This is a genomic window from Streptomyces sp. NPDC017991 (assembly GCF_044328075.1).
GTDB lineage: Bacteria > Actinomycetota > Actinomycetes > Streptomycetales > Streptomycetaceae > Streptomyces.
In genome coordinates, this window is sequence record NZ_JBIRGP010000009.1 from 479221 (window position 1) to 489054 (window position 9834).

3 protein-coding genes, 1 tRNA gene and 1 rRNA gene are annotated in these 9834 nt (G+C 68.8%); 1 reads left to right on the forward strand and 4 read right to left on the reverse strand.

The window, feature by feature from the left end; genetic code table 11:
* Positions 1-159: 159 nt before the first annotated feature.
* On the reverse strand, positions 160-5646 hold the full coding sequence (locus ACH4DZ_RS27485) for a HAMP domain-containing protein (RefSeq protein ID WP_398289994.1): 5487 nt from the start codon (positions 5644-5646) through the stop codon (positions 160-162).
* Positions 5647-5967: 321 nt separating this feature from the next.
* On the opposite strand from ACH4DZ_RS27485, the gene ACH4DZ_RS27490 reads away from it, so the two are divergent.
* Positions 5968-8715 (forward strand): SpoIIE family protein phosphatase, encoded by a 2748-nt coding sequence (locus tag ACH4DZ_RS27490; protein WP_398290022.1) that lies wholly within the window; start codon positions 5968-5970, stop codon positions 8713-8715.
* Positions 8716-8794: 79 nt separating this feature from the next.
* On the opposite strand, the gene ACH4DZ_RS27495 is transcribed toward ACH4DZ_RS27490, so the two are convergent.
* The 3 genes from ACH4DZ_RS27495 to rrf all read right to left on the reverse strand — a co-directional run.
* Positions 8795-8867: transfer RNA gene (locus ACH4DZ_RS27495), tRNA-Thr, on the reverse strand.
* Positions 8868-8962: 95 nt separating this feature from the next.
* Positions 8963-9625 carry a DegT/DnrJ/EryC1/StrS family aminotransferase gene (locus tag ACH4DZ_RS27500; RefSeq protein WP_398290023.1) on the reverse strand — a complete coding sequence of 221 codons (663 nt, stop codon included), beginning with the start codon at positions 9623-9625 and terminating at the stop codon, positions 8963-8965.
* A gap of 114 nt (positions 9626-9739) precedes the next feature.
* A 5S ribosomal RNA gene (gene rrf, locus ACH4DZ_RS27505) occupies positions 9740-9834 on the reverse strand; the annotation flags it as partial.

Here is a 9834-nt window from a genome sequence, read left to right on the forward strand (position 1 = left end):
GGAGACCAGAAGGTTCCCCGCATTCCGGGTTTCTACACGGCTCCGGGCACAGTCAGTCAGCAACTCGGCATACCGCGCTGCCATCCGACCGGCCCGTGGACGCGATCATTTCCCTACCACTCAATCATCCTCGGCCGCCCGGCGAAACCCGCCCTCCGATCACTGCCCCCGCATCCACTGCTCCATCACCGAGAGCAGATGATCGGGATCGACCGGCTTCGTCACGTAGTCGGAGGCCCCCGACTCGATGGCCTTCTCCCGGTCGCCCTTCATCGCCTTCGCGGTGAGCGCGATGATCGGCAGCCCGGCGAACTGGGGCATCCTGCGGATCGCCGTCGTGGTCGCGTATCCGTCCATCTCCGGCATCATGATGTCCATCAGGACGACCGTCACGTCGTCGTGCTGCTCCAGGACCTCGATGCCCTCGCGGCCGTTCTCGGCGTACAGCACCGACAGGCCGTGCTGCTCCAGGACGCTGGTGAGCGCGAACACGTTGCGGATGTCGTCGTCGACGATCAGCACCTTCTCGCCCTCGAAACGGAAGACGGCACGCGCCCGCGGGGCCACCTCCTCGCCGCCCGAGTCCCAGGCCTCCGGAGCCTGCGTCTGCGTCCCCGGCAGCGCGGGGCGGTGCTCGGCCGCGGACACCGCCCTGCGACGCCTCCTGAAGAGCGCGGCGGGCCCGTTCTGGGTCTCCTGGTACGACCTGACCTCCGCCGGTGTCTCCACCCGGGCGTCGGCCTCGCCCTCCGGACCCGCCGGCAGCGCCCCGTTCTCCATCGGCGGGGACAGCTGCGGGTAACCCTGCGGCGGGAGTTCGCTCGGGTGCAGCGGCAGGTACAGCGTGAACGTCGAGCCGCGCCCCGGCTCGCTCTGCGCGTGGATCTCGCCGCCGAGCAGCCGCGCGATCTCGCGCGAAATGGACAGGCCCAGTCCCGTACCGCCGTACTTCCGGCTCGTCGTACCGTCCGCCTGCTTGAACGCCTCGAAGATCACCCGCATCTTGCTGGCCGCGATCCCGATGCCCGTGTCGGTCACGGAGAACGCGATCAGGTCGGCGTCCGCGTCCCGCAGCGAGCCCGCCTCAAGCAGCTGCTCCCGGATGGCGACCGGCACCTCCGCGCCCGCCGGCCGGATGACCAGTTCGACCGCTCCGGAGTCGGTGAACTTCACCGCGTTCGAGAGCAGGTTGCGCAGCACCTGGAGGAGCCGCTGCTCGTCCGTGTGCAGCGTGGCCGGCAGCTCCGGCGACACCCGCACGGAGAAGTCGAGGCCCTTCTCCGCCGTCAGCGGACGGAAAGTGGCCTCTACGTAGTCGACGAGCTGGACCAGCGCGATACGCGTCGGCGACACGTCCATCTTGCCCGCCTCGACCTTCGACAGGTCGAGGATGTCGTTGATCAGCTGGAGCAGGTCGGAACCCGCCCCGTGGATCGTCTCGGCGAACTCGACCTGCTTGGGGGTGAGGTTGGAGTCCGCGTTGTCGGCGAGCAGTTTGGCGAGGATCAGCAGCGAGTTGAGCGGCGTACGCAGCTCGTGGGACATGTTGGCCAGGAACTCGCTCTTGTACCTCATGGAGACGGCGAGTTGCTCGGCGCGCTCCTCCAGGACCTGCCGCGCCTCCTCGATCTCCGTGTTCTTGACCTCGATGTCGCGGTTCTGCTGGGCCAGCAGCTCGGCCTTCTCCTCCAGCTCGGCGTTGGACGCCTGGAGGGCCTTCTGCCGGTTCTCCAGCTCCGCCGACCGCTCCCTGAGCTGCTCGGTCAGTTCCTGCGACTGCTTGAGCAGCACCTCGGTCTTGGTGTTGACCGCGATGGTGTTGACGCTCGTCGCGATCATCTCGGCGATCTGGCTGAGGAAGTCCTTCTGGATGTGCGTGAACGAGTGGAACGACGCCAGTTCGATCACCCCGAGGACGGTCCCCTCGAAGAGCACCGGCAACACGATGACATGCGCCGGAGGTGCCTCCCCGAGGCCGGAGGCGATCTTCAGATACCCCGGCGGCACGTTCTCCACGAGAATCGTGCGCTTCTCCTTGGCGGCCGTCCCGATCAGCGTCTCCCCGGGCCGGAACGACGTCGGCATGGAGCCCATCGAGTAGCCGTACGACCCGAGCATGCGCAGTTCGTACGAGTCGTCGTTCGCGGCGCCCACGTGCTTGCCGTCGTCCAGCGGCATCGCCATGAAGAACGCGCCGTGCTGCGCCGAGACCACCGGAGTCAGCTCGCCCATGATGAGCGAGGCCACGTCGGCGAGGTCGCGGCGGCCCTGCATCAGACCGGAGATCCGGGCGAGGTTGCCCTTCAGCCAGTCCTGCTCCTTGTTGGCGATGGTGGTGTCGCGGAGGTTCGCGATCATCTTGTTGATGTAGTCCTGAAGTTCCTGGATCTCGCCGGAGGCGTCCACGTCGATCTTCAGGTTGAGGTCGCCGCGGGTCACGGCGGTCGCCACGCGCGCGATGGCACGCACCTGCCGGGTCAGGTTCCCGGCCATCTCGTTCACCGACTCGGTGAGGTCACGCCAGGTGCCGTCGACGTCGCGTACACGCGCCTGGCCGCCCAACTGCCCCTCGGTGCCCACCTCGCGGGCCACCCGGGTGACCTCCTCGGCGAACGACGACAACTGGTCGACCATCGTGTTGATGGTGGTCTTCAGCTCCAGGATCTCGCCGCGCGCGTCGATGTCGATCTTCTTGGTCAGATCGCCCTTGGCGATGGCCGTGGTGACCATCGCGATGTTGCGCACCTGTCCGGTCAGGTTGGACGCCATGCCGTTCACGGACTCCGTGAGGTCCTTCCACGTGCCCGACACGCCCGGTACGCGTGCCTGGCCGCCCAGGATGCCGTCCGTGCCCACCTCGCGGGCCACCTTGGTGACCTGGTCGGCGAACGAACTCAGCGTCTTCACCATGGTGTTGAAGGTGTCGGCGAGCTGCGCGACCTCGCCGCGCGCCTCGATCGTCACCGTCCGCGTCAGGTCGCCGTTGGCGACGGCCGCCGCGACCTGGGAGATGTTCCGCACCTGCACGGTCAGGTTGTTGGCCATCAGGTTGACGTTGTCGGTGAGGTCCTTCCAGATGCCCGTGACACCCGACGCGTGCGCCTGACCGCCCAGGATGCCCTCGGTGCCCACCTCGCGGGCCACCCGGGTCACCTGCTCGGCGAACGACGACAACTGGTCGACCATCGTGTTCACGGTGGTGACGAGTTCGAGGATCTCGCCCTTCGCGTCGACGGTGATCTTCTTCGACAGATCGCCCTTGGCCACGGCCGTCGTGACCTCGGCGATGTTGCGCACCTGGATCGTCAGGTTGTTCGCCATGAAGTTCACGGACTGCGTGAGGTCCTTCCAGGTGCCGGAGACACCCTGCACCTCGGCCTGTCCGCCGAGGATGCCCTCGGTGCCCACCTCACGGGCCACCCGCGTGACCTGCTCCGCGAAGTTCGAGAGCTGGTCCACCATCGTGTTGAGGGTGTTCTTCAGCTCCAGGATCTCACCGCGCGCGTCCACGTCGATCTTCTGCGACAGATCACCGCGGGCCACCGCCGTCGCGACCTGCGCGATGTTGCGCACCTGCGCGGTGAGGTTGCCGGCCATGCCGTTCACCGAGTCGGTGAGGTCGCGCCACACGCCCGCGACACCGGGCACCTGCGCCTGCCCGCCCAGCCGTCCGTCGGTGCCCACCTCGCGGGCCACCCTGGTCACCTGCTCGGCGAAGGCGCTGAGCTGGTCGACCATGGTGTTGATGGTGTTCTTCAGTTCGAGGATCTCGCCGCGCGCGTCCACCTCGATCTTCTGCGACAGATCACCGCGCGCGACCGCCGTCGTCACCTGGGCGATCTGCCGCACCTGGGACGTGAGGTTGCCCGCCATGAAGTTGACGGAGTCGGTGAGGTCCTTCCACGTACCCGACACGCCGTCCACGCGCGCCTGGCCGCCCAGCCGGCCCTCCGTGCCCACGTCACGCGCCATCCGCGTCACCTGGTCGGCGAAGGACGACAGCTGGTCGACCATCGTGTTCACGGTGTTCTTCAGCGCGAGCATCTCGCCGGATACGTCCACGGTGACCTTCTGCGACAGATCGCCGTTGGCCACCGCCGTCGTCACCTGGGCGATGTTCCTCACCTGTCCGGTGAGGTTGCGGAACGCCGTGTTGACGGAGTCGGTGAGGTCCTTCCACGTACCGGCCGCGCCCGGCACCTGGGCCTGACCGCCCAGTTCGCCCTCGACGCCGATCTCCCGCGCCACGCGGGTGACCTCCGCGCCGAAGCTGGAGAGCTGGTCGACCATCGTGTTGACGGTGTTCTTGAGCTCCAGCATCTCGCCGGCGACCTCGACGCTGACCTTCTGCGACAGATCACCGTTGGCCACCGCAGTAGTTACTGCGGCGATGTCCCGCACCTGGGTGGTGAGGTTCCTGAAGACCGTGTTCACCGAATCGGTGAGGTCCTTCCACGTGCCCGCCGCGCCCGGCACATTCGCCTGCCCGCCGAGCCGCCCCTCGCCACCGACCTCGTTGGCGACGCGTGTGACCTCGTCCGCGAACGTCCGCAGCGTCTCGGTCATCTGGTTGATCGTCTCGGCGAGCTGCGCGACCTCGCCCCTCGCGGACACGGTCACCTTCTGCGACAGATCACCGTTGGCGACCGCCGTCGTGACCTGCGCGATGCCGCGCACCTGCGCGGTCAGGTTGCCGGCCATGAGGTTCACCGAATCGGTGAGGTCCTTCCACACCCCGGCCACTCCGGGTACCTGCGCCTGCCCGCCCAGCTCGCCCTCGGTGCCCACCTCGCGCGCTACCCGCGTCACCTCGGAGGAGAAAGAGGACAGCTGGTCCACCATCGTGTTGACGGTGTTCTTCAGTTCAAGCATCTCGCCGGCCACGTGAACCGTGACCTTCCGGGACAAGTCACCCTTGGCGACCGCCGTCGTCACCAGGGCGATGTCCCGCACCTGGGCCGTCAGCCGGTACGCCATCGTGTTGACCGAGTCCGTGAGGTCCTTCCACGAACCGGACATACCACGCACCCGGGCCTGTCCACCCAGCTTGCCCTCGGTACCGACCTCGCTGGCCACCCGCGTGACCTCGTCGGTGAACGTGGACAGCTGGTCGACCAGGTTGTTGACCGTGCGCCCGACCTTCAGGAACTCGCCTCGCAGCGGATGCCCGTTGCCGTCCGCGGCCTGCGCCCGCAGTTCCATACGGGGCGACAGATCGCCCTCCGCCACCGCGGACAGCACCCGGCCGACCTCGGAGACGGGCCGTACGAGATCGTCGACCAGCGCGTTGGAGGCGTCGATCGCCGCGGCCCACGAGCCCTCACAGGCGCCCGTCTCCAGCCGTTCCGTGAGCTTTCCCTCACGTCCGACCATGCGCCGCACCCGCGACAGCTCACCCGTCAGCTGCAGGTTCCGGTCGCCCACCTCGTTGAAGACAGCCGCGATCTCGGACATCACGCCGTCGCCGGAGACCGTGAGCCTCTTACGGAAGTTGCCGTCCCGCATCGACACCAGGGCAGTCAGCAGCCTGTTGAGCGCCGCCGTGTCCACCTCGGTGGTGCCATTGCGCGGTTTACGCTGATTACTCAGGGACTGTCCGCCTTTCGCGCGCGTCTTAGTGCCCCGCGTCGCTGCGCCAGACTCCACTGTGTCCCTCCCGCAAGGGTCGACCATCTACTGCTCGGCGTACTCGGGTCCTGCTGTTGCGCGTACCGGAAGGCTCTCAACCTGCCCGGACGTTCCCTAGAAGCCTGCCCAGTGTTTCACCATGGCTGAACCAGGCCATAACAGTTCGGCAGCTTCGCACACGGTCCGCACACCCTCCGGACGTAAACACTGGCGACCGGCATCCGCATGGACCGCGAAGGTAAGTAACCTTGCATGCGGCTGTCCAGCCACGCCGGTCCTTCCGGCCTGGGCGGTGGCACGAGCACGAGCGGGCAGGCAGGCATCGGAGGGCACCGCACCATGACCACCGGACTGCATCCCGGGGGACCACCCCAGGATCCCCGGCCGACCGAGAATCAGCTCCTGCCCCGGCAGGAGCAGGTCGGCCACGGAGCCCTGCCCGCCGACGACCGGACAAGGAGTTCTGTGATCACCGCGCGCGCGGCCGCCAGCTTCGACCCTGTCGGGCGGTCCGTCGCGACCGCCCGTTCCTTCGTCCGTGACACCCTCCAGGGCTGGGGCTTCGCCGACATCGTCGACGACGCCGTGGTCCTCACGAGCGAGCTGGTCACCAACGCCGTGGTGCACGCCGGCACGTCCGCGGACGTGCTATGCCTGCGCAGCGACGACGGCGTACGGATCGAGGTGGCGGACCACTACCCGGAACGTGAGATTCCACTCCAGGGCAACGCCATCAACATGGGCAACCCCGACCGCGAGGGCGGGCGCGGCCTCCAGCTCTGCGCCGCCCTGGCCGGCCGCTGGGGTGTCGAGTACACGCCCACCCGCAAACAGGTCTGGTTCCAGCTCGACCTCCCCGAGCGCGCGGTGGGCACCCGCACCGCGGGCCCCTCCCTGCCCTCCCACCTCCTCCCCCTCGCCGACGGCCGCGTCCGCGTGGCGGTCGTCCAGATCGACCGCACCGGCGCGATCAACGCCTGGAACGAGGACGCGGAGGAACTCTTCGGCTACCCGGCGGAGCAGGTCGTCGGCAAGCCGCTGACCGATCTCGCGGCCTGGCCGCACACCCCCGGCACCAGCACCGGCATCGTCGAGGCCCTCAAACTCTCCCGCTGGGAGGGCAGTTACGGCCTGCGCGGCGCCAACGGCCGCGTCACCCCCGTATACGCCTCGCACCTGCGCGTGCGGGACACCGGCGGCGAGCCCTCGACGGTGTGCCTGCTGGTGCGCGACCACGAACGAGCGGTCCTGCAGACCCCGTTGCGCGTCTCGGCCACGGACACGACCACCAGCTCCGAGGGCCACGCCTCGGACCCCTTCGAGGTCTTCATCGGCTCACCGGCCCCGGACGACCTCGACGGCCTCCTCCAGCGCACGGTGGAGCGCGCCCGCGACATGCTCGACGGCGACTCCGCCTTCCTCCTCCTCGCGACCGACGACGAGACGGAGTTGGAGGTACGCGCCTCCACGGGTCTCCCCTCCGCCCGCCAGCGCTTCGCCCGCGTCCCTGTGGAGGCGGGTACCGGCCGTTACGGCTCGGCCCGCATGCCGGCCGTCCACGAGGACCTCACGGCCGTCCCAGGGGCCGTACCGCTCCTCAGTGGCACCGGTATGCGTTCGGTCGTCACGGTCCCCCTCAAGGTCGAGGGCAGACTCACCGGCTCGCTCGGCGTGGCGGCCGAGTCACCGGCCCGCTATTCGAACGAGGAGGCCCTGCGCCTTCAGTTCGCCGCCGACCGCATCGCGCTCGCCGTGGAGTCGGCCCGGCTGGGCGAGCTGGAGCGGCTGCGCCGCGGCTCGCTGTCCTTCCTCGTCGAGGCCTCGGACCTCCTCGCGGGCACCCTGGACCGCGACCAGACGCTGGCCCTGATGGCCCAGATGACGGTCCCGACCCTGGCCACCTGGTGTGCCGTCTACACGATTGCCGACCAGGCCTCCGACCCCTACCTTTCGTACGTCCTGCACGAGGACGAGGAGCGCATCGACGGCCTCAAGGCCCTCCTCTCGAAGATCGCCCCACCCGACCCGGTCCCCACGCCTGGCGCCCGGGTGTGGGCGGCTCCCGCGGAAGCGGCCCACACGGCCGCCCTGCGCACCTCCATGCGCAGCCTCGGCCTGGGCGGACAGGCCTCGGTCAGCTCCGGCATCGGTACGACACTGGCGACGGCCGGCGCGGTCGGCGGCGAGACGGTCGTCCTGCCCCTGGTGGCCCGCAACCGCGTCATCGGCATGCTGACGCTCGGCAAGCCGACGGACGAACACTTCCGCCAGGAGATCCTGGAGCTGGCCGAGGACCTGAGCCGCCGGGCCGCCCTGGCCCTGGACAACGCGCGTCTGTACTCGGAGCGCACGGCCATCAGCCAGTCCCTCCAGCGCAGCCTCCTGCCCCCGGAACTCCCCCACATCGAGGGCGTCGAGGTCGAGGTCATCTACCGCGCGGCGGGCGAGGGCAATGAGGTCGGCGGCGACTTCTACGACCTCTTCCCCATCCGCGACGGCGCCTATGGCTTCGCCATCGGAGACGTCTGCGGTACGGGCCCGGAGGCGGCCGCGGTCACCGGACTCGCCCGGCACGCGCTGCGCCTGCTGGCCCGCGAGGGCTACGGCGGCCCGGCGGTCCTGGACCGCCTGAACTCCGCGATCCTCGACGAGGGCGCCCGAAGCCGCTTCCTGACCCTCCTGTACGGGGAGTTGTGGCCCCAGGAGGACGGTTCGGCGCTCCTGAAGGTGGTCTGCGCCGGCCACCCGCTCCCCCTGCGCCTGCGCCCGGACGGCACGGTGGAACCGGCCGCCGAACCACAGCCGCTCCTGGGTGTCATGGACGACCTGGAGCTGTACGAGCAGGAGGTGACGCTGGACCCGGGGGACGTTCTGCTGTGCGTGACGGACGGCGTCACCGAACGCCGAGAGGGCACCCGCATGCTGGGCGACGACGGCCTCGCCGATGTCCTCACCACCTGCACGGGTCTGACGGCCGGTGCGGTGGCCGCCCGCATCATGCGCGCGGTCGAGCGTTTCGCGAGCGACGCCCCGTCCGACGACATGGCCATTCTGGCGATGCGCGTCCCGGGTCTGCAGAAGGACTGACGGTCTGTTCCCGGGGCTCCACCGGCCCCGGGAAACGCGAAAGGCCCCCGCCCACAAGGGCGGAGGCCTTTTCTGTCTGAGCCCCCAAACGGAATCGAACCGTTGACCTTCTCCTTACCATGGAGACGCTCTACCGACTGAGCTATGGGGGCCTGTTGCTTTTGAGGTCTCCCTCGTGGCAACGGAATAGAGCATACCCCGAACGCCGGTGTGCTCCCAACTGCGTTCGATACCGCGTTCTCCGGCCCTAGAAAGCAGGCTGGAGCAGCCCACCGAGGGCATTGCACGCGGACACGATCCGCTGCATCTCCCGCTTCGTGAGCGACGCGTCGACAGGCAGAGCCAGCGTCTCGTCTGCGGCCCGTTCGGTCTCCGGCAGGCAGACGTCCCGCCTGAACGCGGGCATCCGGTGCACCGGCGTCTTCACCGGCACCCGGCACTCGACGCCCTTGGCCCGCACGGCCCGCGCGAAGGCATCGCGATCGGGCCGCCCGTTCCCCAACACCCGCACGACGTACTGCTGATAGCTGTGCCCCGCGCCCCGCTCCGGGGTACGTACACCCCTCAACCGCCCGTCGAGGTAGGTGGCATGCGCCCTGCGCTGCTCGATCTCCACGTACGGCGCTTCGGACTCGCCCTGTTCGAGCACCAGCAGCCCGCGCCGCCGGCCGATGTCCCACAGGCGCGGCATGTCGGCGAGTCGGCCGAAGCGGTGCACGGCGACCAGGGCGGCCGTCCGCGGCCCGACAGCCGCCTCGACCTCGGCGGCGTCGAGGCAGTACGTACTCGGATCGATGTCGACGAACACCGGCAGTGCGCCGGCGAGGATCACGGCCTCGGCGACCTCGGCGTTTCCGAACGCCGGCACGATGACCTCGTCACCGGCTCCGACACCCGCGGCCCTGAGCATTGCAGCAGTACCCATGCACGTGATGTTGGTCGCGCAACGTGAACTCCAAGTGACGCACAACAAAAAAGAGCTGGTCCCTGAACCTAAGTTCAGGGACCAGCTCTCTTAATAATAGTTCGGCGGCGTCCTACTCTCCCACAGGGTCCCCCCTGCAGTACCATCGGCGCTGTAAGGCTTAGCTTCCGGGTTCGGAATGTAACCGGGCGTTT

Excerpts from the sequence above, each read along its gene's own strand:
- ACH4DZ_RS27490 (WP_398290022.1), top strand. The coding sequence starts at position 5,968 with ATGACCACCGGACTGCATCCCGGGGGACCACCCCAGGATCCCCGGCCG.
- ACH4DZ_RS27500 (WP_398290023.1), bottom strand. The coding sequence starts at position 9,625 with ATGCTCAGGGCCGCGGGTGTCGGAGCCGGTGACGAGGTCATCGTGCCG.